Annotated in this window: 20 protein-coding genes, 4 pseudogenes and 1 riboswitch; of the genes and pseudogenes, 4 read left to right on the top strand and 20 right to left on the bottom strand. The window is 36.7% G+C overall.

Going from position 1 to position 25,141, the window contains the following annotated elements:
* Positions 1 to 38: 38 nt before the first annotated feature.
* The 5 genes and pseudogenes from argF to JCM21714_RS09540 all read right to left on the bottom strand — a co-directional run bounded on the left by argF (position 39) and on the right by JCM21714_RS09540 (position 8,185).
* The gene (argF, locus tag JCM21714_RS09560) at positions 39 to 974 is read right to left on the bottom strand and encodes an ornithine carbamoyltransferase (protein ID WP_035723798.1); all 936 of its coding nucleotides are present in this window, start codon (positions 972 to 974) and stop codon (positions 39 to 41) included.
* Positions 971 to 4,213 (bottom strand): annotated as a pseudogene (carB, locus tag JCM21714_RS09555) (carbamoyl-phosphate synthase (glutamine-hydrolyzing) large subunit). The gene argF and the pseudogene carB overlap by 4 nt, the downstream one beginning before the upstream one ends.
* Positions 4,206 to 5,306: a carbamoyl phosphate synthase small subunit gene (locus JCM21714_RS09550; protein ID WP_035723796.1), complete on the bottom strand. Its 1,101-nt coding sequence runs from the start codon at positions 5,304 to 5,306 to the stop codon at positions 4,206 to 4,208. Before JCM21714_RS09550 ends, carB begins: the two are co-directional and overlap by 8 nt.
* 191 nt (positions 5,307 to 5,497) lie before the next feature.
* Positions 5,498 to 6,922 (bottom strand): annotated as a pseudogene (gene argH / locus JCM21714_RS09545) (argininosuccinate lyase).
* Positions 6,919 to 8,185 (bottom strand): annotated as a pseudogene (locus JCM21714_RS09540) (argininosuccinate synthase). The pseudogenes argH and JCM21714_RS09540 overlap by 4 nt, the downstream one beginning before the upstream one ends.
* A 301-nt stretch (positions 8,186 to 8,486) precedes the next feature.
* On the opposite strand from JCM21714_RS09540, the gene JCM21714_RS09535 reads away from it, so the two are divergent.
* On the top strand, positions 8,487 to 9,425 hold the full coding sequence (locus JCM21714_RS09535; RefSeq protein WP_052000502.1) for a DUF4349 domain-containing protein: 939 nt from the start codon (positions 8,487 to 8,489) through the stop codon (positions 9,423 to 9,425).
* Between the two features lie 85 nt (positions 9,426 to 9,510).
* Here the strand turns inward: JCM21714_RS09535 and JCM21714_RS09530 are convergent, their stop codons facing one another.
* The 10 genes and pseudogenes from JCM21714_RS09530 to lepB all read right to left on the bottom strand — a co-directional run bounded on the left by JCM21714_RS09530 (position 9,511) and on the right by lepB (position 17,388).
* The gene (locus tag JCM21714_RS09530) at positions 9,511 to 9,951 is read right to left on the bottom strand and encodes a DUF4064 domain-containing protein (protein ID WP_035723793.1); all 441 of its coding nucleotides are present in this window, start codon (positions 9,949 to 9,951) and stop codon (positions 9,511 to 9,513) included.
* A gap of 22 nt (positions 9,952 to 9,973) precedes the next feature.
* Positions 9,974 to 10,855, bottom strand: a complete 882-nt coding sequence (locus JCM21714_RS09525) for an ABC transporter permease (RefSeq protein WP_369403534.1) — start codon at positions 10,853 to 10,855, stop codon at positions 9,974 to 9,976.
* A gap of 61 nt (positions 10,856 to 10,916) precedes the next feature.
* The gene (locus tag JCM21714_RS09520; protein ID WP_035723787.1) at positions 10,917 to 11,837 is read right to left on the bottom strand and encodes an ABC transporter ATP-binding protein; all 921 of its coding nucleotides are present in this window, start codon (positions 11,835 to 11,837) and stop codon (positions 10,917 to 10,919) included.
* 300 nt (positions 11,838 to 12,137) lie between these two features.
* Complete coding sequence (gene thiD, locus JCM21714_RS09515) at positions 12,138 to 12,938, bottom strand: bifunctional hydroxymethylpyrimidine kinase/phosphomethylpyrimidine kinase (protein ID WP_439644455.1); 801 nt, start codon at positions 12,936 to 12,938, stop codon at positions 12,138 to 12,140.
* A gap of 7 nt (positions 12,939 to 12,945) precedes the next feature.
* The gene (locus tag JCM21714_RS09510; protein ID WP_035723784.1) at positions 12,946 to 13,422 is read right to left on the bottom strand and encodes a DUF456 domain-containing protein; all 477 of its coding nucleotides are present in this window, start codon (positions 13,420 to 13,422) and stop codon (positions 12,946 to 12,948) included.
* Positions 13,423 to 13,487: 65 nt separating this feature from the next.
* Positions 13,488 to 14,012, bottom strand: a complete 525-nt coding sequence (locus JCM21714_RS09505) for a type 1 glutamine amidotransferase domain-containing protein (protein WP_035723772.1) — start codon at positions 14,010 to 14,012, stop codon at positions 13,488 to 13,490.
* A 68-nt stretch (positions 14,013 to 14,080) separates the two neighbouring features.
* The gene (thiE, locus tag JCM21714_RS09500; protein WP_035723770.1) at positions 14,081 to 14,728 is read right to left on the bottom strand and encodes a thiamine phosphate synthase; all 648 of its coding nucleotides are present in this window, start codon (positions 14,726 to 14,728) and stop codon (positions 14,081 to 14,083) included.
* A 4-nt stretch (positions 14,729 to 14,732) separates the two neighbouring features.
* Positions 14,733 to 15,519 (bottom strand): annotated as a pseudogene (gene thiM / locus JCM21714_RS09495) (hydroxyethylthiazole kinase).
* Positions 15,516 to 16,343, bottom strand: a complete 828-nt coding sequence (gene thiD / locus JCM21714_RS09490; protein WP_035723769.1) for a bifunctional hydroxymethylpyrimidine kinase/phosphomethylpyrimidine kinase — start codon at positions 16,341 to 16,343, stop codon at positions 15,516 to 15,518. The pseudogene thiM and the gene thiD (JCM21714_RS09490) overlap by 4 nt, the downstream one beginning before the upstream one ends.
* A gap of 336 nt (positions 16,344 to 16,679) precedes the next feature.
* Positions 16,680 to 16,788, bottom strand: a riboswitch (TPP riboswitch).
* Positions 16,789 to 16,836: 48 nt separating this feature from the next.
* Complete coding sequence (lepB, locus tag JCM21714_RS09485; protein ID WP_035723766.1) at positions 16,837 to 17,388, bottom strand: signal peptidase I; 552 nt, start codon at positions 17,386 to 17,388, stop codon at positions 16,837 to 16,839.
* Positions 17,389 to 17,537: 149 nt separating this feature from the next.
* Between lepB and JCM21714_RS09480 the strand changes: the two genes are divergently transcribed.
* Complete coding sequence (locus JCM21714_RS09480) at positions 17,538 to 18,710, top strand: CynX/NimT family MFS transporter (RefSeq protein WP_035723764.1); 1,173 nt, start codon at positions 17,538 to 17,540, stop codon at positions 18,708 to 18,710.
* Between the two features lie 707 nt (positions 18,711 to 19,417).
* Here JCM21714_RS09480 and JCM21714_RS09475 read toward each other — a convergent pair.
* Positions 19,418 to 19,840: an organic hydroperoxide resistance protein gene (locus tag JCM21714_RS09475; protein ID WP_035723762.1), complete on the bottom strand. Its 423-nt coding sequence runs from the start codon at positions 19,838 to 19,840 to the stop codon at positions 19,418 to 19,420.
* Between the two features lie 193 nt (positions 19,841 to 20,033).
* Here JCM21714_RS09475 and JCM21714_RS09470 point away from each other — a divergent pair, with 193 nt between their 5' ends.
* Positions 20,034 to 21,203, top strand: coding sequence for an iron-containing alcohol dehydrogenase (locus JCM21714_RS09470; RefSeq protein WP_035723756.1), 1,170 nt, complete (start codon positions 20,034 to 20,036; stop codon positions 21,201 to 21,203).
* A gap of 34 nt (positions 21,204 to 21,237) precedes the next feature.
* Here the strand turns inward: JCM21714_RS09470 and ytzI are convergent, their stop codons facing one another.
* The 4 genes from ytzI to JCM21714_RS09460 form a co-directional block, all read right to left on the bottom strand.
* Positions 21,238 to 21,393 (bottom strand): YtzI protein, encoded by a 156-nt coding sequence (ytzI, locus tag JCM21714_RS19225; protein WP_084040669.1) that lies wholly within the window; start codon positions 21,391 to 21,393, stop codon positions 21,238 to 21,240.
* 348 nt (positions 21,394 to 21,741) lie between these two features.
* A complete protein-coding gene (locus JCM21714_RS24015; RefSeq protein WP_369403533.1) occupies positions 21,742 to 21,921 on the bottom strand; it encodes a DUF1360 domain-containing protein in 180 nt (59 codons plus the stop codon).
* 8 nt (positions 21,922 to 21,929) lie between these two features.
* Positions 21,930 to 22,103 carry a DUF1360 domain-containing protein gene (locus JCM21714_RS24010; RefSeq protein WP_369403532.1) on the bottom strand — a complete coding sequence of 58 codons (174 nt, stop codon included), beginning with the start codon at positions 22,101 to 22,103 and terminating at the stop codon, positions 21,930 to 21,932.
* A gap of 158 nt (positions 22,104 to 22,261) precedes the next feature.
* On the bottom strand, positions 22,262 to 23,038 hold the full coding sequence (locus JCM21714_RS09460; RefSeq protein ID WP_035723749.1) for an ABC transporter ATP-binding protein: 777 nt from the start codon (positions 23,036 to 23,038) through the stop codon (positions 22,262 to 22,264).
* A gap of 402 nt (positions 23,039 to 23,440) precedes the next feature.
* Here JCM21714_RS09460 and JCM21714_RS09455 point away from each other — a divergent pair, with 402 nt between their 5' ends.
* Positions 23,441 to 24,916: a catalase gene (locus JCM21714_RS09455; protein WP_035723747.1), complete on the top strand. Its 1,476-nt coding sequence runs from the start codon at positions 23,441 to 23,443 to the stop codon at positions 24,914 to 24,916.
* Positions 24,917 to 25,141 lie beyond the last annotated feature (225 nt).

Raw genomic sequence — 25,141 nt, 5'->3', positions numbered from 1 at the left:
AAGCAAGATCTTAGATAATAAAGATCTAGCTTTAAAAGTTATCCCATAAGTGCTACCATTAATGCCTTTTGTGCGTGCAATCTATTTTCTGCTTCTTCAAATACAACAGACTTTGGTCCATCAATAATTTCCGTTGTAACCTCTTCACCTCTATGTGCAGGCAGGCAATGCATGAAAATAGCATCCTCATGCGCATAAGAAAATAATTCGGTATTTACCTGATACGTTGCAAAAGCTTTTTCACGTTCCTTTTGTTCTTGCTCATACCCCATACTTGCCCATACATCAGAATAAATGATATCAGCATTTTTTACTGCTTCGAATGGATCTTCGGTAACCGTTACTTCAGTATTATTTGCAAAACTGGAAGCCAGTTCCGTAATTTCTGCTTTCGGTTGATAATCTTTTGGTGCTGCAATGGCGATATCTAATCCCATTTTAGCGCAACCAATCATTAAGGAATTTGCCATATTGTTACCATCACCAATATAAGCAAGCTTCAATCCTTCTAATCTGCCTTTCTTCTCTTTAATCGTTTGAAGATCTGCTAAAACCTGACAGGGATGAAAATCATCCGTTAAGCCATTTATGACTGGAACCAATGCATTCTCAGCCAAATCTTCAACATCTTTATGAGAAAATGTGCGGATCATAATACCATCCAGATAACTGGATAAAACTTTTGCAGTATCTGAAATTAGTTCGCCGCGGCCAATTTGAATATCATTGGAACTCAGGAACAAGCCGGTACCACCCAGTTGATAGATACCAGCCTCAAACGAAACACGCGTACGCGTTGATGACTTTTGAAATATCATTCCTAGTGTTTTTCCTTTAAGCGGCTGATAAATTTCACCACTTTTATGTTTGTTTTTAATAGTCGTTGCTAATTCCAGAATATACGCTAGTTCAGCCTGGGAATAATCTGCTAGTGTTAAAAAATCTTTTCCTTTTAAATGTTCTTTAAAACTCAACGTATCGCACGCTCCTTCTTATTCAGATCGGGTTCCCCCTGACGATATTCCTGGATCGATTTTGGAGCTTCTAATGAGACATTGCTAGCTTTTAAGTAGGCAGTCAATGTGTCATTTGATGTAAAATGAATTGTGTCTGATCGCAATGCAGCCTCTCTTAGAGTAACATGCTGATCCTTTTCGCCTGTGCGATGAGTATCCACAATAAATATATATTTATCATCAAGACAATTCTGTTCTGCAGTTGCTATGTCCATTATTTCAGTTACTGTCATTCCTTGTTCTGCTAATAATTCTGCTGTGATTGCATCTGCTTCCACTGATAAATTCAAGGATTGTAACTCTTTCATTAATGTTGGATCAATTTTGGTTAATGATAAGAAAATCGTATCTTTTTTGGTTAATGATTTCAGGGTATCGGCTTTCCAGCCAAATGCTTTCGCCATTGCCTGATCTACAGTAGATCCTAAACCAATAGCTTCACCTGTCGATTTCATTTCAGGTCCAAGGATTGGATCCACACCCGGTAATTTATTAGTAGAAAAAACAGGCATTTTTACGGCATAATACGGAACATCTTCATGTAATCCGAGCTGCCAGTCTTGATCACTTAGTGATTCACCCATTTGTACCCGTGTTGCAAGATCAACCATTGGAACTCCTGTAACCTTACTGGCAATTGGTACTGTACGTGAAGCACGAGGATTAACTTCCAGTACATATAGCGTTTGACGATCTGGACTTAAAACAAATTGAATATTCATAATTCCTTTTACATTTAGTGCTTTAGAAATTTTTTGGGCATATAACTCGATGGTTTGCTTCCATTCACTCGTAAGATTTGGTGCCGGAAAAATAGCAACACTGTCCCCAGAATGTACTCCAGCCTTTTCAACATGTTCAAAAATGCCTGGAATTAATATATCTGATCCATCACAAATCGCATCTATTTCAATTTCATAACCCTCAATATAACGATCAATTAGCAACGGAAAAATACGGTTTCCCTGTGCATTTGCTTGTAAATTTGTTAGATAATCGCTAAGTTGATTTTCATTGTGTAAGATCACCATACCCTGACCACCAATCACATAGGAAGGACGCATTAAAATCGGATAACCAATTTTGTTGGCAACTGTTTTTGCATCTTCCACAGCCATGACAGTATCGCCAGGAATATGGGGTATATTTAACCGTTGTAATAGCTGATAAAATAAGTCTCGATCTTCGACTGCTTCAATCGACTTCAAAGCAGTTCCTGCGATTTTAACACCAGCTTTTTCCAAACCATCTGCTAGATTAATAGCAGTCTGTCCACCAAACTGAACTAGTACTTCTTGTGCTTTTTCTTTTTTAACGACATGCAGTACATCTTCGACAGTTAATGGCTCAAAGTATAAATGATCTGCTGTATTAAAATCTGTACTGACTGTTTCTGGATTATTATTAATCACAACAGCATCAATTCCTTGACCTTGTAAGGATTTAGCTGCATGCACTGAGCAATAATCAAACTCTACCCCCCCTTGCCCGATTCGAATGGACCCGAACCTAATACAACCATTCGCTTATCACCTTCCAAGGCTTCCACCTCATCCCATTCGTTCCAGGAACTATAGAAATATGGAGTCTCGGCAGAAAATTCAGCTGCACATGTATCAACCATTTTATATGAAGGTGCTAACTGCTCTGTATTTATTTTTTCCTGGATAGCGGTTAACTCAACATCTAATAACTTCGCTAAAGTTAGATCGGAAATGCCAAATTGTTTAGCATCTTTTATATCCTTAGCTTGGATCTTGTTCCAATCTTTTGCCTGAATTTCTTTTTCTTTAGTAATCATTGCTGCAAGCTCATATAAAAAGTAATTATTGATTTCAGTAATTTCATGGATCTGTTCTACGGTCATTCCCCCCCTTCTTAAAGCCTCAGCCACCATAAATAGACGTTCATCCGTAGCCTTGTCTAAAGCAATATGTAGCTCTTGATCGGATAATTTTCCTGCTCCAGGTAAATGAAGGGAATCGAGGCCAATTTCTAATGACCGCACCGCTTTATTAATCGCAGCAGGGAAATTACGTGCTAAGGACATCACTTCTCCTGTGGCCTTCATCTGAGTTCCCAGCAGACGATCTGCCTGAGTGAATTTATCAAAAGGCCAGCGCGGAATTTTAACTGCGATATAATCAATAGCAGGCTCAAAACTAGCATAGGTATCACCAGTAATTGGATTGATTACCTCATCCAAATGATAACCTAACGCAACCTTTGCTGCGATTCGAGCGATAGGATAACCTGTGGCTTTTGAAGCCAAAGCACTGGAGCGACTTACTCGTGGATTCACTTCTATTATAATATAATCATCATTTTCAGGATTCAGTGCAAATTGAATGTTACAACCACCAATCACACCCAATTCACGAATAACTTTCACTGACGAAGTTCTTAGCATTTGATATTGACGATCTGTTAGCGTTTGAGATGGTGCTACAACGATACTATCGCCGGTGTGCACCCCGACAGGGTCAAAGTTTTCCATATTACAAACAATAATACAGGTGTCATTGGCATCACGCATTACTTCATATTCAATTTCCTTCCATCCTTTAACGCTTTGTTCAATTAACACTTGACTGATCGGACTGTAATGCAACCCGTTTTTTACAATTTGTCGTAATTGATCTTCATTATCTGCAATACCCCCCGCCTGCACCACCTAAGGTATAGGCAGGTCGAACAATCACGGAATAACCTGCTTGATTAGCAAAATCAACAGCTTCCTCCACAGAAGAAGTAGACAAACTTTCAGCAACCGGTTCGTTAAGATCCTTCATCATCGCCTTAAAAATCTGTCTGTCCTCTCCTTTTTGGATGGTTTCAAGCGGTGTACCCAATAAGGTAACATCATACTTAGCTAAGACACCTGCTTCATCTAATAAAACAGCCATATTCAAACCAGTTTGGCCGCCCAATGTGGGAAGAATACCATCTGGACGTTCCTTTTCAATTATTTTTGTGATCGATTCACATGTAAGTGGCTCTAAATACACTTTATCTGCTATATTTTCATCTGTCATAATTGTCGCTGGGTTATTATTAACTAAAATAACTTCGACACCTTCTTCTTTTAATGCTAAACAAGCTTGTGTCCCAGCGTAATCAAATTCAGCGGCCTGCCCGATCACAATCGGACCGGAGCCGATCACTAATACTTTCTTTATGTCATGTTTCTTAGGCATGTTGTTTCTCTCCCTTAGTAATAAACTGCTGGATAAAATCTACGAATAAATGATGTGTATCAATCGGGCCAGGGTGTGCTTCAGGGTGAAATTGCACTGTCATTAAAGGTAAAGCTTTATGCTTTAATCCCTCTACTGATTTATCGTTAACGTTAATATGTGAAACAAACCAATTCTTCATATTCACAGAGTCATAGTCCACTACATAGCCATGATTTTGCGATGTAATCATCACTTTCCCTGTTTGCAAATCTTTTACCGGATGATTACTTCCCCCCCGATGACCATATGGTAATCGCTTGGTACTGGCACCATGTGCTAACGCGACAAGCTGATGACCTAAACAAATTCCCATCGTTGGGAAGCTTTCAGATATTTGTTTAATATTATCAGATAGATATGCTAATGCTTTTGGATCACCAGGGCCATTTGTTAACATGACACCATCTGGATGTAATGATTGAATCTCAATATAAGATGTATCATACGGAACGACTGTGACATCACAACCTAATTCTAATAAGGAATTGGCAATCGAATGCTTATAACCAAAATCGATCACAACGACATGTGGTACAGGGTAGTTTGCTGGATTCTCAGTTTTATAGAATTCTTTTTTTGTAACAGACACAGTCGAAACTATCTTCGGATTCACTGAAGTATCAACTGGTTTTTCATCAGGATCTATTGTGATTTTCCCATACACTTCTCCGTGTTCACGAATAATACGTGTTAAGGCTCTTGTATCTATATGGGAAAGGGATGGAATGTTATGTTTATCTAACATTTCCACTAAGGTATTGGTTGATTCATAATGTTCGGGATTATGGCTCGGGGTTGATACGATAAAGCCATTTAGAGATGGGTGAATGCTTTCATAATCGATCTCATTCCAACCATAATTTCCAATCAAGGGATAGGTCATGGTAACAATCTGACCTGCATAGGAAGGGTCTGTCATCACTTCCTGATAGCCTGTCATTGCTGTATTAAAAACAAGTTCTCCTTCTGTACTCTTTGGTGTTCCTAACCATTTTCCTTCTAAAACATCCCCCCCAGTATTTAACACGAGATAACCGATCTTTTGTTGCATAAAGGCTCCTCCTCATTTTCGTAATAGCTTGAATTGTCTATTTGAACAAACATCAGTAAAGTAAGTTATTTTCTAATAATTATACTATAATATTTATATTTATGCATTTATTTTTATAATAAAATGATTCATGAGATGGTGCAAGCTAAACCTCTCACTTTGATAAAGGCTTAGCATCCAGCTTCTTATTATTATTTTAATACATTCACTTTCTTTGCATGAATCTCTATCCATGATTTACTTTCACTTAATCTCTTATCTGCTTGCGTCATTTGATCTGCTACGCGATTTCTTGCAGTTCCTCCGACAACATCCCGGGCATTGACAACAGCTCGAGGTGCTAATACATCATAAATGTCTTCCTCAATTAGTTTAGAAAAGTTTCGAAAATCTGCAATACTTAGATCTAACAAATATATATTTTCTTGTATACAGTGTAATACCACCTGACCGACAACGGCATGCGCTTCGCGAAATGGCAAGTCTTTATTTACTAAATAATCTGCTAAGTCAGTTGCGTTGGAAAAGTCTTTCGCAACAGCTTCATACATATTATCTTTTTTACTTCCATCGTTGCAATCATTGGAGCAAAAAGGGCAAGTGCGCCTTTTAGCGTTTCAACCGTATCAAACATGCCTTCCTTATCTTCCTGCATATCTTTGTTATAGGCAATTGGCAAACCCTTCAAAGTTGTAAGCATCCCGATAAGATGTCCGTATACACGGCCTGATTTCCCTCTTACTAATTCGGCCACATCTGGGTTTTTCTTTTGAGGCATCATGCTGCTTCCGGTGCAAAAAGCGTCATCTAATTCCACAAAATTAAACTCTGCACTAGACCATTGTACTAATTCTTCACTCAAACGTGACAAATGCATAATAGAAAGCGATGCATTTGATAAAAATTCTACAACGAAATCGCGATCACTAACCGCATCTAAACTATTTTCAACAACACCGTCAAAATTTAATTTTTCCGCCACATATTCTCGGTCAATCGGGAAAGTCGTACCCGCTAATGCACCTGCACCAAGTGGTGAGCGATTTACCCGTTTAAAACTGTCCTGAATACGTTCAATATCACGCTCAAACATGGATACATATGCCATCATATGATGGGCGAACAACACTGGCTGGGCTCTTTGCAAATGGGTATATCCTGGCAAAATAGTGTCCAAGTTCGACTGCGCCTGCTCTAGAAGTGCTTCTTGCAACTTGGTTAGCAACTCGACTAATGTTACAAGGGAATCGCGCAAATATAACCTCATATCTAATGCTACCTGATCGTTTCTACTTCTGCCAGTGTGTAATTTACCCCCCAACTGCACCAACTTCATCAATCAAAAGTTTCTCCACATTCATATGGATATCTTCATTGACTTCAGTTAATTCTGCTTCGCCAGCTTTTATCTTTTCTGCAACAATTTTTAAGCCTTTCTTAATTTCTTCCGCATCTTTCGCCGGTATAATCTCACATTTTGCAAGCATTTCAACATGGGCTAAGCTACCTTGAATATCATATTGGGCCAATTTTTGATCAAAGCTGATCGATGCTGTATATTCATCGACTAATTCATTTGTTGGTTTTGTAAATCGTCCGCCCCCCCATAGTTTCATTGTTTTACAGATTCCTTCATATCAATTTTTGTTTTTTTCATAATTTTTGCTTTATCTGCATGAACGTTGTTAACCGTTGAATGAACCTTTGTTGGTAATCCCCCCCAAAGCTTAATAAAACCAAGTGCTGCATCATGATCAAATTGATCGCCTTTATTATAAGTAGCAAGGTCTAAATCATAAAGGGAATTTTCTGATTTACGTCCAATCACAAATGCCTGCCCTTTGTAAAGTTTAACCCTAGCAACGCCGTTTACATATTTTTGTGTTTCTGTAATAAATGCTTTTAATGCGTCTGTTAATTGTGTAAACCATAAGCCGTCATAAATTGCCTGCTCTAATTGTTGTTCGACAACTGGCTTAAACTTAGATACTTCTCTTGGAAGTGTAAGAGTTTCAATTTCTCTGTGAGCATTGATTAACGTAATAGCTGCTGGCGCCTCATAAATTTCACGTGATTTAATACCGACCAAACGATTCTCGACATGATCGATTCTTCCCACACCATGCTTACCAGCAATGTGGTTTAATTCCAATATTAGCTCATGCAACGGATATTCTTTACCATCAATAGCGACTGGCTTACCTTGTTTAAATTCTATTTCGATAATTTCCGGTTCGTCCGGGGCATCAATTGGATTAGTCGTTAATTCAAATGCATCTTCTGGAGCCTCTGCCCATGGGTCTTCTAAAATACCACACTCGTTAGCACGTCCCCCCCAGAGATTCTGGTCCACACTATATGGACTATCTAAATCAATTGGAATCGGAATGCCATTCGCTTGTGCATATTTAATTTCTTCATCTCTGGTCATTTTCCATTCACGTACAGGTGCTACAATTTTTAAGTTTGGATTTAACGAGGTAAAGGCTACGTCAAACCGAACTTGATCATTACCTTTACCAGTACAGCCGTGTGCAACCGCGACCGCGCCTTCTTTTTCTGCAATATCGACTAACACTTTTGCAATTAACGGACGGGACAATGCTGAAACTAGCGGATATTTATCTTCATACATGACGTTTGCATGTAACGCAGGTAATACAAAATCTTCAGCAAACAGCTGCTTCGCATCGACTGAATAAGATTTAATTGCACCCACATCAATCGCTTTGTTCTTCACAAATTCTAAATCTTTACCTTCTCCAACATCCAAACCTACCGCAATAACATCATAATTATATTTATCCTGTAACCATTTAATTGCAACAGAGGTATCAAGTCCCCCCAGAATATGCTAGTACTACTTTTTCCTTCTCCATCTAAAAATCTCTCCTTAAGTCTATTTTCTAAAGTGTATTTGTTTTATTTGATTAATTATGTATTATTATGCACTAAAAAGTATATTAATTCAACCATTATACTGAATTTTTTATTTTTTCTTGAGTATTTGTATAAAAAACAAAAATTTTATCATCGATTTTAATCGCTCCTTTCCCCCCCGTAAGTATGCTTAGTACGAATTCACATGCCAATGAATAATTATGAACTATTATTTTATCAGTTTGTTGTAACCTCTTTTGGGTATACACGTCTAATGTAATAAAAAAGGGGGTATTCCATTTGAAAAAAGTATGGTACCTATTACTAATGTTTGTGTTTTTAGTTGCTTGTTCAAGTGACGGAGGCGATGAAAAATCTTCAGACGGTGAGGTTGCCAGAAACGATAGTGGTCAATCTGGTATGAATGTTGAACAACAAGAGATGAACAGCGGGGAAGAAGCAGATATGGCGACTGAGGAAAGCGCTGAAATGGAACAAGCAGACACAACTGAGTCTAGTGAGCAAAAAAGTTTATCAACAGGAGAACAGCGCAAAATTATTTATCATGCAAATTTGTATCTTGAATCAGAAAATTTTGACGAGACGATCGATTTTCTTGAAAATGAAACGAAAAAATATCAAGGTTATGTCGTTTCTTCCAACTACTCCAATCATGAGAAAAATGAACAACGATTCGGTTCCATTACCATAAGAGTTCCTTCTGACAACTTCTATGAATTTATCGCATTGGTGGAAGACGGCAATTTGAAAGTATTAGATAAGTCAGTGAGTGGCGAAGATGTGACAGAGCAATTTGTAGATTTATCCTCTCGTCTAAAGTCAAAAAAAGTCGTGGAAGAGCGGTTGCTTTCTTTTATGGAAGAAGCAGAAAAGACGGAGGATTTACTAAAGATTTCAAATGATCTTGCAGATGTACAGGAAGAAATCGAACAATTAACAGGAAAAATAAATTATTTAGAAAACCAATCCGACTTTGCCACTATAACAATGGAATTAGTCGAAAGAAGAGTCGATATCCCTTCGGTACAGGATGAATCGTTAAATACGTGGGAGAAAACAAAGGATCAATTCTTAACAAGCATTCAAACCATCTTCTCGATCGCATCTGGTCTTTTTATATTTTTAATAGGAAACGCTCCTATTCTTATTTTGGTAACTGTAGTTGCAGTTATCATCTATATCATATTTAAAAGGAAGCTACCAAGGAAAGAATCCTAATAGTAAAAGGAGCTGACTCGAAAGTCAGCTCCTTTTTTATCAGTTATAATCCTCATATTAATATGTGAGGACTTTATACTCTTATCTAATATTGTTCCATACTAATTTCTTGTTTTGGTTTACGTACTAAGCCCATAATTCCAGCAATGATATAGAAAATACCAGCAAAAATACCTGTGCCTAATGTGATAATTGTGGTTAAACCGCCAACCACTAACAAAAGAATACTTGCTGCTTTAGGTTTATTGTTTCCTTTAAACAAAATCATAGCAATAATACCTGCAATAATCGCAACAATGGATGCCACTAATAACATTGTTCCAATAGACCCAGCCCCCCCATTCATAAATGTTTGCATGTTTGCCATTTCTGCATCGCTAAGTGTTTGTGTCTGCTCTTGCTGAAGGAAATCTTGCATAAATGGACTATCTTCATCTAGCATTGTAAATACTCCACCAATCACGGCACCTATTATATATACAAATGCTCCGATAATACTTAATACTACTTCTACGGTTCTTTTCATTTCAATTCTCCTCCTTTGAATCTTAATGACCTGCAATATCCCGTTTCGCAAAGGATAACCAAGAAACCAATATAAAGATGACAAAATAAACGATTAATACAGCAACAGAGAAACCAAGAGTCATACTTTCTATAATCGGACTACCACTTCCAAAATATTGCCCTAAATTAGTATTAGCAAATAAAATATATTTTGTCCACTCGTAATCTGCTAAAAACCCAATAATTGTGTTTCCAGTAAACATTAAAAAGATTGCTAACCCGATCGCCATTGCACTACTTCTGAATAATGTGGAAATCATAAACGCAAAAGTAGCCATCATAATTAAAGTTACCACATTCAATCCGTATTGCGTTAATATTTCGATAAGAATAGAAACTTCTTCTATTCCATCGGATCCCATTTGAACAATATTTGGATTAACGCCATTCACTCCAAAGAAGATGAGTCCAACCAATAAGCTGGTAACAAACAGCGCAATCAACATGGTAAGCGAAAATAATAATACAGAGACAAATTTAGAAAATAGTATTTTTGTTCTCGAAATTGGCCGAATCAGTAATAGTTTAATCGTTCCCCCCCAACGAAACTCATTAGATATAATACCCGCTGCAATGATGATGGTAAACAAACTAATAAGCATCGATAACCCTGCATTTTCTAGAGTGAATTGCCATGTATCATATGGTTGCGGTTTAATATCATTCTCTAAATAATATTCATTTTTAGCAATTTCAGAATCAAATGCCATAAATTCCATTTCCTCTTGTGAATCTTTTAAGTCTTTTGTCTCAGTTGCTAATTGTGTCTGCCAATCATCCCCATACTGTTGTTGATCCACTTCTCCAAAAATAAAGACAATCAGTGCAGCTATAAGAATAATGGCTGCCATTATAATGTACATTGACCAGGTTGCAAATCTTGAATATAACTTTATTTGTTCATTTTTTATTAAAGAAAAAAAGTTAAGCAATCGTATTCTCTCCAATCAATTCAAAGAATTTATCCTCTAAACTACTTCGTTCCAGAGCTACTTCAAATACTGCTATATTCTCTTGAACTAATTGTTTTACAATTAGCGGAATCTGGTCTTTTTCTATTTTAAATGTTACATTGGATTGAACTTCTTTTGCTTCAATATCAAATTGATCTTTTAATAAAGTGATGGCAGCCATTTTATCGTCTACTTCTAGCTTAACGGTAATATGCTGATCATTCTCTTGATTATCCCTCACATCTTCGACAGTTACTAGTTCTCCATTTTTTATAATGCCGATACGATCACACATTAACTCAATTTCTGTTAACAGGTGACTGGAAACAATAACAGAAACATTCTCTTTTTTCGCCAAATTCCTTATATAATGTCTGATTTCGCGAATACCTGCTGGGTCTAAACCATTGGTTGGTTCGTCTAAAATAAGAATAGATGGACTATGTAATAAAGCTTGGGCAATTCCGATTCTTTGCCGCATCCCCCCCAATGAATACCTGCCAACTTTTTCATGAATGGCTTTTTCCAGACCAACTAAGGTTATTACTTCTTTGATTCGATTATCCGTGATGCCTGGAATCATTCGTGCATAATGCTTTAAATTTTTCCAACCTGACATAAATGGATACATTTCAGGATTTTCGACAATCGCTCCCACATGTTGAATGGCTTCTTTAAAATCATCTTTTATACTACTGCCGTTGATTTTAATATCTCCTTTAGTAATATTCATTAATCCTACCATCATTCGTATTGTAGTAGTTTTACCTGCACCGTTTGGACCTAGAAAACCAAAGACTTCTCCAGAACGAATTGAAAAATTTAAGCCTTTAATAATCTCTTTTTGACCAATCGTTTTATGGACGTTCTGTAACTCCATTGCAATATTCATTCCTACACCTCCTCTATATTCTCCACTCATTTATACGTAAACTATGATTATTTGGTTTCAAAATCACTTGATTTTTTTATTTTTTTCATTATGATAGTATACATAACAACATTTGTTATGAAACTTAACAATAATAAGTGAAGAAAATAGAAGCAGTTATCAATCTATTGCTTCCATAGCAGGTTGTTATCTATCTTATTTGTTCTATCTTTTTGAGCAACTGCCTTGGCAGTTGCTCTTTTTTATCTATTAATGTATTCACCCAATCTCACATAAGACACAAACTACAAACTAGTGAGATTATTTTTTTTGTCTTAAGGCTCCGTGTCTTACGGAACCTATTCCTTGTCCGAATGATATGGAATGTTGGATGGCGGCATGTACAAATTGTTTACTTGTTCGAATTGCCGCTTTTATATCCACACCTTTTGCCAGTTCCGCGGTCAGACATGCCGCATAGGTACAGCCAGCTCCACTGGTATGAATCGTGTCTATCATTGGCATTTCAAGAACTTCCAAAATTTCGCCATCATAATAAATATCGATTGCCTGCCCTTTCACCTCTCCACCCTTCAACAATACCGACTGGGGATTTAATAAGTATAATTCTTTAGCAGCCAGCTTTAAATCGTCTAGGTCAGAAACAATCTTTCTATCTAAAAGTTTTTCTGCTTCTAACCGATTTGGAGTAATGATAGTAGCTTGAGGAATCAGCTTTTCCTTAAATACTTCTATCGCATCATCAGATAATAATTGAGAACCCATCTTTCCAATCATAACAGGATCAATTACTTTATATGGCACAGATGTAGATCTTAACAATTCACTTACTTTTTCAATAATCTCTTTGGAAAAGAGCATGCCCGTTTTCAATGCATCAAATCCGACCATTTCCTTTGCAGCGTAAAACTGAGCTTCTATCTCCTCAATTTCTCTCAGAAAAATTCCTTGTTTCGTTTGAGAATTATTTGCTACCGTTGCGGTAATTACACTCATCCCATATACATCACATTCTTGAAATGTTTTAAGATCTGCTTGGATCCCAGCACTGCCTTGTGCTGCTGCACCTGCTATTGTTATTACTCGTTTCAATTCATACACCTCAATCTTAGATTGCAATAAAAAACCATATAATCATAATTAACTGGATGATTATTTTCGCAAAAGTTCCGCTTAAAAATCCAATCAATGAACCAAGCGCTGCTCTAAATGCATCCTTAGGAGCTCTTTTCTGAATTAATTCTGTTAAAACAACCAGTAAAAACGGTACGATAATAATACCAAATGGTGGGATAATGAATGACCCTACAATAACACCAACCGCAGCAAGTCTTTCTCCATTTTTACTGCCACCAAACCTTTTCACAAAATAACTATTGGCAATAATATCTGAAAAAATGAGTATCAAGGTCCATAACACCATGGCTATCCAAAATATCCAGCCAATATTATCTGTCGTTAATAAAAATTGATACAATAAAAATCCAATCCAGATTACTAAGACGGATGGAATAATTGGAAAGACTATTCCTACAAAGGCTAAGACAAAACAAATGACAATTAATATCCACCAAACTATATCCATTCAAAAAACCCCATTCCTATGGTAGAAAAAGATCTTACAGGAGAAAACCTGTAAGATCAACTACCTTATTGTTCTGCTAAAAAATCTGCATATGCCTTCACATATGGAGGTAAATCCGGAGGTCGACGACTTGAAATAATGTGACCATCTGTTACAACAGCTTCATCACTCCATAAACCGCCCGCATTCGTCATATCATCTTTAATTCCAGGTGTGCTAGTTACTTTCTTACCACTTAGAATACCTGCTGATATTAAAACCCAGCCTGCATGACAAATTTGTCCAATTGGCTTTTTCGCCTGATTCATATGTCGTACCATATCTAATACTTCTGGATATCTTCTTAATTTATCAGGTGCCCATCCACCAGGGACCAAAATACCATCATAGTCAGATGGATCAACATCAGTAAATGCATAGTCTGCTTCAGCAGGAACACCATATTTTCCAACGTATTTTTTGCCGGCTTCTTTCGCTACTAAATCTACAGTAGCTCCCTCTTCCCGCAGGCGTAAAACTGGATACCATAATTCTAAATCCTCAAAATCCTCTTCTAACAAAGCAATAACTTTCTTATTTTCAAGACGCAAGCATTTTTCCTCCTTTATGATTTCTTAGTTTCAGTTTATCAAACCAGAGGAATATTATCGAATATTGACTACAGAAAGAAATAATTAGTATGGGACAAAAAGACTTTCGCTGTTTGCTCAGGATTCAATGCATGACTAATGGCAGAAATCACGGAAACGCCATTTGCACCAGACTTCATCAGTTGCATCACATGTCCTAATCGAATACCTCCAATGGCAACTATCGGAATGGAACTCAGTGCTTCCCTAATCTCCAGAAGCCCTTTTTCACCAATTGGTTGTTTTGCATCTTCCTTTGTGTTTGTACTGTAGATTGGCCCTACTCCAATATAATCTGCGCCTTCTGCTTTTGCCTGGAGTGCCTCCTCTTTATTTGTTGCCGAGACACCAATTATCCAATCTGCAGGACAGATCTTTCTAATTTCTAAAATAGACATATCATCTTGACCAACGTGCACACCATCCGCGTCAACTTCTAAAGCTAAGTCCACATCATCATTAATAAGAAAAGGAACGTCATAAAATCTGCATAAATCTCTCATTTGTATGGCCAGTTGTTTTTTAGTCTCCCCCCCCATCAGGGCATTGGTTCCTTTTTCACGAAATTGAAAACAGGTGATACCACCTTTGAGAGCTTGTTCCAATATCTCTAAAGGATCTTGAGTGGCATTATTACTACCGAGAATGAAATAGACTTGTAAGTATTTATTATCCATACGATTAACTCCTAATTATTCTTTGTTTAGCTTGGACAACCGAGCCATCGATCGCATACAGCTGGTCCAAAAATGCCATCTGAAAACTGCCGGGATGCTGTTGTTTGCTAGCTGCGACCTCTGCCGCAACACCGTAATAACTAATCGCATCAGTTAACGCTAAAGCTACATCATCACTGATTGCCAAAAAGGCTGCACAAACGGAGGACAATAGACACCCAGCTCCTGTTACTTTTGTTAATATTGGATGACCATTTGAAATGATAAAAAGATGATCCTTATCTTTTATGAAATCTTGAGCACCAGTAATAGCAAGAGGAATATGCAATTTGGAATAAGCCACTTCTGCTAATGCATGCATATCGACATCATCCGTACCATCAACCCTCTTACTTTCGTCTCTACCCCCCCAGCCAAATTGGCAATTTCTCCAGCGTTTCCTCTGATGCATGTTATATTTACTTGCCCCAAAATTCTTAGTGCTGATTTCGTTCGAAAGCTGGTGGCGCCAACCCCCCCTACCGGATCAAGAACGACAGGAATACCTGATCGATTTGCTGCTTTTCCAGCTAATATCATGGTATCGATCTGTTCCGCTGTTAAGGTTCCGATGTTTAATACCAAGCATCCGCAATCGAAGCCATTTCTTCCACCTCTTCTTGTGCATGTGCCATGACCGGAGATGCACCGACAGCGTATAAACCATTAGCTGTAAAATTCATGACAACTTGATTTGTAATATTATGAATAAGTGGTTGTGATTGACGAACCTTTTCTATTAAATGACTCATTTTATCTCTCCTTCTTGATTAGGTAATCCTTTCAACCTGTATCCCCCCCAATGATTCGTTGGTCCATTTCCTTGTCCAAGTTCTAATGAAAATTTTATTGCATCTGTAATGTAAGCTTTACCGAGCTCAACTGCTTCTTTTATCGATTTTCCTTTTGCTAATTCAGCTGTAATGGCCGCAGAGAAGGTACAACCCGTTCCATGTGTATGTTTGGTATCAAATCTTACATTTTTAAAATAGTAGTAGTCATTTCCGTCATATAAAATATCGACGGCTTCTCCTGGTAAATGGCCACCTTTCACGACTGCTGATTGCGCACCTAAGTCGTCCACGATTACCTTAGCAGCCTTTTTAGCATCTTGCTGATTTTTGATATCAAAACCGACGAGAATTTCAGCTTCCGGTACATTCGGTGTGACAACGGTCGCAAGTGGTATGAGCACGTCACGTATAGCTTTTCTAGATTGATCTTCCATTAAAGAGTCTCCGCTTTTAGCTACCATGACCGGATCAATCACATACGGAATGTTCGTTTTCGCTATTTTAGTCGCTATTAATTGCATCATTTCTACAGTAGCAATCATTCCTGTTTTAATCGCTTGTGGAAATATATCCTCTAATACTGCGTCCATCTGTTTCTCTATGAAGTCAATACTGAGATGTTTGACATCCTGTACACCTAATGTGTTTTGGGCTACAACAGAGGTAATAACGCTCATTCCATAGACCTGTCTTTCTTGAAATGTTTTTAAATCAGCCTGTATGCCTGCACCTCCTGATGGATCTGTACCCGCAATCGTTAATGCCGACTTCACACTACCCATCATCAATCTCCTCCTATTTAAATATGAGTATATGAAACAATGAAACAAAACCAGTAAACTAACTAAACAATTTAACTAAACTGCGAAGTACTGCTTTACTTTGAAAGTACGATAAGTGTTTACAAAAGCTCCGTCCATATACTTCGCTTTCCGCAGCGTTGGTTATAAACTCATCAATATTCTTTAAGAATAACCAACCATAAAAGTTTTCACTAGGTCGCAGTTTGGGTCTATTATGCTTTTTACTGTTGATTGATTACATTTTTTACAGATAAAAAAGCCGTTCCTGGAAAAGGAGCGGCTTTTGATTCAACAAAATGTCGGTGTATTTATTTACACCATCCGGCTCCACTTTCCTACGCTGGTTTTAACCAGTTCAGGTTCAAAGGGATTAAGAACAACCGTCTTATCTCAGCTACTTTTGTAGCACCCCCTAGCGGATTTATATTTCAACTATGTACAATAAAAAACTAAATGTCAAGCTTCTCATGGATCAATTTATAATTCCAATGGAATCAACTGGCCAAATACGCATCTTCACGTCACCGATAACAGCCTCTTCATCTATAAAACCAAACTGACGGCTATCTTTACTGACTCTGCGATTATCACCCAAAACAAACAGCTTCCCTTTAGGCACTTGTTCATATCCAGTGAGGTCTTTCAAGTTGAAATCGTTGGTCAATGTTTCACCATTATCAAGAGCTGATTTCGACTGTTTTAGATAGGCTTCTTCATACAGCTTACCATTAACATACAATCGGTCATCTTTCATCTCAATCGTATCTCCAGGAAAGCCAATTACTCTTTTGACATAATTATCATCAGAATCCGGGGGGGCTTCAAAGGCGATTTCATCAAAACGATCTATATGGCTAATTTTGCTTAATATAATCCGGTCTCCATCCTCTAAATTCGGCATCATTGATTCACCTTTTACTACAGAGGGCGTGATAAGGAATTGGCGACAAATCACAACGATGATTATCGCAACTACTAAGGCTTTCATCCAAGAAAGCAGTTCTTTTACATACTTGTTATCCATACTAGACCTTCTTTCATTCTAAAGACTTTTCTACAAAATAGAAATATGTTATTCTGTTGTAATGCGATGCTGATTTAACCTATCTTTCTTATGTTAGCATATTTTGTATTTGAATTGTTAGTTAAAATATTGAAAAAAAGGTGAAAAAAATGACAGGAAAAAAGTATTCTTCTATTTTGTTTATTCTTGGTATTATAATCTTAGCGTTTAATTTAAGACCAGCTATCACTTCAGTCGGTCCAATCCTCGGCATTATTCGTGAAGATTTAGCGATTAGTAATTGGAGTGTAGGTCTACTGACCAGTTTACCTTTATTGGCCTTCGCTATTATGTCACCCATTGCACCGAGGTTAGCAAATAATACAAGTAATGAAAAGGCAATCCTATATGGTTTGGTTACTCTTTTAATTGGTATTGGAATTCGTTCCACATCACTGATTTTCTTTTTATTTGCTGGCACTGTTCTAATTGGAATCGGCATCGCTATTATTAACGTAATTTTACCTAGTTTAATTAAAAATAACTTCCCGGCTAAAATCGGACTGATGACCGGAGTATACACGACTTCTATGTCTATTTTCGCAGCTACAGCATCAGGGCTTAGTGTTCCTTTAACAAAGGATTTAGATTTAGGCTGGAAATGGTCATTGGCTAGTTGGAGTATATTAGCAATTACTGGAATTATAATTTGGGTATTCGTTATGAACAACGGATCTAAGATGAAAAATCAGGAACTATATGAGCCCAGTACTGTAAAGCTTTTAAAATCGCCAGTTGCTTGGCAGGTTACCATCTTTATGGGGGGGCTTCAATCCTTTTTATTTTATGTGACTATTTCATGGTTAGCAGAAATTCTGATATCAAATGGCTTTTCAACATCCCATGCAGGTTTATATGTAGCTTATCTGCAATTTATAAGTTTGCCGGCGACATTTTTCACACCTGTTCTCGCGGGCAGGTTAACAAATCAGCAGCCTATTGTATTAACTTTTGGTTTATCAGGGATGATTGGGTATACTATTTTATATTTTCAGCCCGGTCTAATCGGAACAATTGTGTCCATAACATTAATTGGTATCATGCTTGGTGCTAGTATCAGTTTAGCGCTAGCTTTACTTGGTTTACGCACCACAAATGGAAGACAAGCAGCAGAATTATCAGGAATGGCACAATCCTTTGGTTATTTGTTAGCATCTCTTGGCCCTATTTTAATCGGGTTTATCTTTGACATGGCGCATGATTGGGACACTTCCATTTTGTCTATTTTATTTGTGACATTTATCATGACATTAGTTGGACTAGGCGCCAGCGAAATAAATTAGTTCTGCCAACTAATGATATTCATTAATTTTTATCAGAACCAAATTTTAAAAATTACATATATCAATGTTAGGCAACATATATTCTGAAAGTGTAGTTATCACAAAATATAATCTGACAGAGAACTTTGCAGATTAAGATGATGGAAGTATAATAGGTTAATGACAAACATAAGGGATAGATGTACTCATGAGGAAAATACTTATTCTATTCATGTTAATGGTGATGGTCATTCCATTGTTCGTTTATACTTATCATGGGAATTCACATAGCTATCCTTCTATTGAGATGGAAAACACTCAGTATATTTCTAACCATCTTGACGAAAAGGAACTTGATTTTTCAGCTGATAGTATCATTTTTAAAGAAAATTACCTTTTGTATAGTTCCTTCTTTTTTGTATTCCTAAGTCTTTTATATTTTATAAGGCTGTTTTGAATATTTTTAAACGCTGTATTTTATCAATCAAATTATCTGATCATCCACTCCTTAAATCCAAATTAAAACATAATTAAAAGGAGTGATTATATGTGGTTTAGATTTTTTGTGATCGGGTTATTTTCGTTTGCTGCATTAAGCGTATGGGTGTATCAGGGAATAGAAGTTTTCCACGCTTTTACTGATTATTTCAAGCATAAATCGTAAAAGGTTCTCGTAATTTAACATCTAAAAAGCACGACATCTTTATTAAAGATGTCGTGCTTTTCATTTATACAGCTTTGGTATTTAGTTCTACCTCAATATTTCCTCGTGTTGCTTTAGAATATGGACAGAAATCGTGTGCTTGTTTCGCTAACTCTTCTGCTTCCTCTTGTGATACACCTTTGATTTCTACATTTAGTACCACACCGATTTTAAAGCCTCCATCACTTTCGTCCTTTATTAAGCTAACTTCCCCCCCAGTGACAGTAGAATCAATTTCTTTTTTTTGCCTTGATGCCATTAAATTTAACGAGCCATCATAGCAAGCAGAATATCCCGCTGCAAAAAGCTGTTCTGGATTAGAGCCTTTCCCGTCACCATCACCTGCTGGGTTTACTAAATTTAAGTCAATTAACCCATCATCCGATTTTACATGACCATCACGGCCACCTTGTGCAGTTGCTTTTGATGTAAATAATATGTTACTCACTCTATCCACTCCTTCGATAAAATTAGAACTTGTTTAAAAGGTTCTATATTAATTATTCTACTATTACTATTCCTTTTCCTTCAATTATTAAACATTAAAATTTAAAATGCAAATCACTTTACACAAGTTAAAAATATTGCCATATTTAAATGGAGATACTTATTGGCTCAATCAAATTCAAGGAGGAAACACCATGCAAAGCTTTATTTTCCATAATCCAACAAGATTGTATTTTGGTCAAGGACAACTGGAACATCTGAAAAATGAACTTTCCAACTACGGAGCAAATATTTTGCTTGTATATGGTGGCGGAAGTATTAAAAGAAACGGATTATACGACCAAGTCATCACGATATTAAACAATGCCAATAAAAACGTATTTGAATTAAGTGGTGTGGAACCTAATCCCAGAGTGACGACAGCACGAAAGGGAATTGAGATATGCAAAAATGAAAAGATTGATTTTATACTTGCAGTTGGCGGTGGCAGTACGATTGACTGTACGAAAGCCATTGCAGCTGGTGCAAGATCTGAAGAGGATATTTGGGATATTGTCACCAAAAAAACCAGCGCTTCTGACGCTTTACCATTTGGAACGCTATTAACACTAGCAGCTACTGGATCTGAAATGAACCCTGGATCTGTCATTACAAATTGGGAAACAAAAGAGAAACACGGTTGGGGGGGAAGTCCCTATACGTTTCCTGTATTCTCTATCTTAGATCCTGTTTTTACAAAGTCTGTACCTCGAGATCAAACAATTTATGGTATGGTAGACATTATGTCACATGCACTTGAGCATTATTTCCATCATGAAAATAATACTTTATTACAAGATAGAATGGTCGAAGGCATATTGCAAACGATGGTTGAAACCGCACCTAAATTATTAGAAGATCTTGAAAATGAAGAGCATCGTGCTACCGTATTATATAATGGAACGATGGCCTTAAACGGGATGGTAAGCATGGGATACCATGGAGATTGGGCAACACATAACTTGGAACATGCCGTATCAGCTGTTCACGATATCCCACATGGTGGAGGCCTGGCAATTCTTTTCCCAAATTGGATGCGCTATGCAATTGATGAGAATGTCGAGCGCTTTAAACAATTAGCCATCCGAGTCTTTGATGTAGATCCTGACGGTAAAACGGATAAAGACATCGGACTGGAAGGTATTGAAAAGCTTCGCGCATTTTGGAATTCCATTGATGCACCTTCACGTTTGGCAGATTATAATATCGATGAAGATACTGTGGAAGAAATGGCAGATAAAACAGTAATAGCTAATGCCGAATTCGGAAACTTTAAAAAACTAAACCGAATCGATGCCATAAAAATTTATACAGCTTCATTATAATAAGAAAAAGGATGCTAATTAGGCATCCTTTTTCTTACTTATCTTGATCTTTTTGATCTTGCTTTTCCTCTTCTTCACCTGGTAATGGATCTATCGTGTGTTTATATCCATATCCTTTATTTAAAGTCAGAATAGATAATGCCAAAACACCTATAACAACTGCAATACATACAATAATGACAATCCACATTTTAAATCCTTCCTTTTTATTAATGTAGGTTTTATTGTACCATAACCAAAGGTGCTCGAATAGTTTGTGCTATTTTGGCATGAACTGTATACATAAGTATCTTAAGCAATTTAAAAGACAACAGAAATTAATTTTTATCGTTTTTCCGCTACTTCCCGAACGAATCTTTTAGCATCACATATTATAAGTTATGAAATAGTTTAAATTTGCTTTGTGAAGGAGTTTGAATAATGGAAAATAATAATGTGAGTATAAAAAATCTAAAAAAGGCTCGAAAAAAGAAAAAATGTAGCTGTAGTAGTTATCAAAGAAAAACTACTGCCGATAAAAATTAAATAAAGTAAGATATCAACACTTCGATAATGGAGCAACTCCTGCCATTGCTAAAATAATAATTATAGGTAGAAATATTGCAGAAAAGAAGTAAAATCCGATAAAGAGAAAGATTGCTGTCCAAATACCCGTACACCAATGACATCTTAATAACTCACCAATCCATCTCCTTAGGCCATTTCCTTTGAATATCACTATTTCCTCTACCGAGCTATCAGATAACCATTTTCTTCCATTTCAAAAAAGGGTGCTCGAATAAAAGCCGTAATTTTATCATAAATAATTAACCTTGTTAACCTAAAAGTAGCAAGTGATAATAAAACAAACGATAACCATGTAATCATTTGGGCACCTTCTCTCTCATTCTCTACTCCCATATTATTAGGAACAATGAAAAAAATGATAAGAAATAGTAAGAAAAGCTATGCCAATTACTTATCTAACAAAAAGATGTTTTATTTTACATTTGATACAAAATGAAAGGCATTATCAGGAATTATCATCTCAAATATTTCCCGATTACTCCTATGCTACGTTATTTCTTCTTTAAAGTCGGTCGTTGTTCAGACCAATCAACTTCTACTGGTAAACCAAAGAATTGTGATAAGTTTTCTGATTCCACCATTTCCTTTGTTAATCCTTGACTAAACACTTGCCCCTTTTTTAAAAGTAATGTTTTTGAGAAAGTTGGCAGGATTTCTTCGACATGATGCGTTACATATATAATAGAAGGTGCATTATTCTCCAGGCTAATTCTCTCAATCGATTCTAACAATTGTTCTCTTGCAATAAAATCTAAACCTGTCGTAGGTTCATCCAAGATTAATAATTCAGGATCATTCATTAACGATCGTCCAATTAATACTCGCTGCTGCTCTCCTTGGGATAAAGTTCGGTATGGGCGATTTGCATATGAGAAACAGTCTAATTCCTTCAACAGCTGCTGTGCCTTCTCACGCATTTGATCTGTTGGTGTTTCATATAATCCAATAGAGGCAAAAGCACCACTTAGAATAACTTGATAAGCGCTATCTATTCCGTAAATTCTTTGTTTCATTGTGGAGGAAACGATACCTATTTGTTGTCTTAATTGCTCTCCTAAGACATCTTTTCCGAATTGCTTATTAATTACCTTCACTTTTCCCTCTGTCGGGAAGTAATAGGCACAAAGCATATGTAATAGTGCTGTTTTCCCTGCTCCATTTAATCCCAATAGTGCCCAATGCTCGCCTTTTTCAATGTGCCAATCTATTCCCTTTAATATCCAGTTACCATCTTTTTTTAAACCTACCTGTTGTAAATCCAATACCATCCATTCTCCACTCCTTATGGATCTAGTATACACACTAGCTTAGGAAATTTCTCATCATTGAATCACTGAAATAGATGTAATATACTGAAGCTTCATTTAATTAAATTTAAAAATTAAATTATTTTAAGTTTTCTATTGAAAATGATTATCATTATCGTTATAATATAATTATCACATACAGTGATGAAACATTCCCTTTACACATATCTTTTGTTACCCCCCCCAATCAACAAAAGTTTCGAGGATGTTTCCCAATCCATTAGAGGTCACACTATTCGTATAGGTGGTCCTCTCTTTTTTTACAATTTCTTAATTAAAATAATTATAAATAAATATTGATTTTTATTAAATTTGTATTATAATAAAGTATGTACTATTTATTAAAGGAGAGGTGCTATATATATGAGTGAAGAAAAAAAATACTTAACAACGGCTTCTGGTATGCCTGTAGGAGATAACCAAAATTCCATTACAGCTGGAAACAGAGGACCAACATTAATTCAAGATGTACATTTATTAGAAAAACTAGCTCACTTTAACCGTGAAAGAGTACCTGAACGAGTGGTTCATGCTAAAGGTGCAGGTGCACATGGATACTTCGAAGTTACAAATGATGTTTCAAAATATACAAAAGCAGACTTCTTATCTGAAGTTGGTAAAAGAACACCAATGTTTATTCGTTTTTCAACAGTTGCAGGGGGGGAATTAGGATCAGCAGATACAGTTCGTGACCCTCGTGGTTTCGCTGTTAAATTCTATACAGATGAGGGTAATTATGATTTAGTTGGAAATAATACGCCTGTCTTCTTTATTCGTGATGCGATTAAATTTCCAGACTTTATTCATACTCAAAAACGTCATCCACAAACACATCTAAAAGACCCTAATATGACTTGGGATTTCTGGTCATTATCACCGGAATCACTTCATCAAATTACTATCTTACACTCAGATCGTGGTATTCCAGCAACGCTTCGTCATCAAAATGGGTATGGAAGCCATACGTTTAAATGGGTAAATAAAGACGGGGGGGAAGCTGTCTTTATTAAATATCACTTCAAAACGGATCAGGGAATTAAAAACTTAGATGTTGACCTTGCAGATAAATTAGCTGGTACAAACCCAGATTATCATACAGAAGATCTATTTAACGCTATTGCAGAAGGAAATTATCCTTCATGGACTTTAAAGGTTCAAATTATGTCTGAAGCAGATGCGAAAAATTATCGTTACGATCCATTTGATGTAACCAAAGTTTGGCCACACTCTGATTACCCACTAGTAGAAGTTGGTAAAATGGTATTGGATCGTAACCCTGAAAATTATTTTGCTGAAGTAGAACAAGCAGCATTCTCTCCTGGACATTTTGTTCCTGGTATTGAAGCATCTCCGGATAAAATGCTTCAAGGTCGTTTGTTTGCATATTCTGATGCTCATCGCTATCGTATTGGAGCTAATCACGAAGCATTGCCAATCAACCGTCCAATAGCACCAGTAAATAACAATCAACGTGACGGTTATATGCGTTTTGATGGTAATGGTGGCAGCCAAATTAACTATGAACCACATAGTGTCGATGGAGCTCCGGTTGAGACTCCTGAAAACAAGCAAACACCATTTGAAGTTTCTGGTTTTGCTGACAGTGTTCCATATGATAACGATGACCATTATTCACAGCCACGTGCACTTTTCCGTGAAGTAATGGATGCAGGTGAACGTGAACGTTTAATCCAGAATTTTGCTGATCATATGAGTGGAGTAACGCAAGCAGGTGTAGTAGAGCGTCAATTGGAAAACTTCTATAAGGTTGATCCAGAGCTAGCAGAGGGTATTGCAGCTAAGCTTGATGTCGAAGTTCCTGCACACTTAAAAAAATAAGGTGAAACCAAAATCCGAACGATGATGATGCGAATTCTATCCGATTAGAATTTCATTATCGTTCGGATTTTTTAATTACATAACAGAAAGATAAAATAAACTGATTTATTTTCAGTAAATTTTGCAAATTTGTAAGTATACGTAACAATATTGAAGGAAATATAAAGTTATTCGACTAGAATTACGCTCATCAAAACATAAGAAGGTTCATACTGTTTAATCACT

It is taken from the genome of Gracilibacillus boraciitolerans JCM 21714 (genome assembly GCF_000521485.1).
GTDB lineage: Bacteria > Bacillota > Bacilli > Bacillales > Amphibacillaceae > Gracilibacillus > Gracilibacillus boraciitolerans.
This window is presented reverse-complemented; position numbering and strand designations above follow the sequence as displayed.

Bases quoted from the DNA above. Each gene is read 5' to 3' on its own strand.
- JCM21714_RS09530 (WP_035723793.1), bottom strand. From the start codon at position 9,951: ATGAAAAGAACCGTAGAAGTAGTATTAAGTATTATCGGAGCATTTGTA.
- JCM21714_RS09460 (WP_035723749.1), bottom strand. From the start codon at position 23,038: ATGGTATTGGATTTACAACAGGTAGGTTTAAAAAAAGATGGTAACTGG.
- JCM21714_RS09550 (WP_035723796.1), bottom strand. From the start codon at position 5,306: ATGCAACAAAAGATCGGTTATCTCGTGTTAAATACTGGGGGGGATGTT.
- JCM21714_RS24010 (WP_369403532.1), bottom strand. From the start codon at position 22,103: ATGGGAGTAGAGAATGAGAGAGAAGGTGCCCAAATGATTACATGGTTA.
- JCM21714_RS09470 (WP_035723756.1), top strand. From the start codon at position 20,034: ATGCAAAGCTTTATTTTCCATAATCCAACAAGATTGTATTTTGGTCAA.
- lepB (WP_035723766.1), bottom strand. From the start codon at position 17,388: ATGGATAACAAGTATGTAAAAGAACTGCTTTCTTGGATGAAAGCCTTA.
- JCM21714_RS09455 (WP_035723747.1), top strand. From the start codon at position 23,441: ATGAGTGAAGAAAAAAAATACTTAACAACGGCTTCTGGTATGCCTGTA.
- JCM21714_RS09510 (WP_035723784.1), bottom strand. From the start codon at position 13,422: ATGGATATAGTTTGGTGGATATTAATTGTCATTTGTTTTGTCTTAGCC.
- JCM21714_RS09525 (WP_369403534.1), bottom strand. From the start codon at position 10,855: ATGTACATTATAATGGCAGCCATTATTCTTATAGCTGCACTGATTGTC.
- thiE (WP_035723770.1), bottom strand. From the start codon at position 14,728: ATGGATAATAAATACTTACAAGTCTATTTCATTCTCGGTAGTAATAAT.
- JCM21714_RS09520 (WP_035723787.1), bottom strand. From the start codon at position 11,837: ATGAATATTGCAATGGAGTTACAGAACGTCCATAAAACGATTGGTCAA.
- ytzI (WP_084040669.1), bottom strand. From the start codon at position 21,393: ATGTGGATTGTCATTATTGTATGTATTGCAGTTGTTATAGGTGTTTTG.
- JCM21714_RS09480 (WP_035723764.1), top strand. From the start codon at position 17,538: ATGACAGGAAAAAAGTATTCTTCTATTTTGTTTATTCTTGGTATTATA.
- thiD (WP_035723769.1), bottom strand. From the start codon at position 16,343: ATGGGTAGTGTGAAGTCGGCATTAACGATTGCGGGTACAGATCCATCA.